Raw genomic sequence first — 255 nt, 5'->3', positions numbered from 1 at the left:
CGGTGTTGGATTTATATGCCAATGCGCGCCTGCGTGCACCGGCAACGGTTGGGGGTGATGATGATTAAGGCCACCTTCGGTTTAACCAAAGAGCCGTTTTACCGCAGTGAGGTGGCGTTGTTGCCGCAGCAGGTCGAAGCCATGGAGATGATCCGGGTTCATGCACAACATGGCGGTTTCTCGGTGATCGTGGGTCATCCCGGCGTCGGTAAGTCTGTCATTCGTGAGCATCTGGAGCAGTTGGGTAAGGAGCGT

At 56.1% G+C, this 255-nt stretch carries 1 protein-coding gene; it reads left to right on the top strand.

Annotated features, from left to right (window positions below):
* Nucleotides 1-15: 15 nt before the first annotated feature.
* The coding region (locus tag ACO0LC_RS29345) for a hypothetical protein (RefSeq protein WP_423009815.1) at nt 16-255 on the top strand (240 nt) is incomplete at its 3' end.

Origin of the sequence: Undibacterium sp. JH2W (genome assembly GCF_049340425.1) — a bacterium.
Lineage (GTDB): Bacteria > Pseudomonadota > Gammaproteobacteria > Burkholderiales > Burkholderiaceae_D > Undibacterium.
Note: the sequence above shows the minus strand (reverse complement) of the source record. Positions and strands in the feature narration are given on the sequence as shown.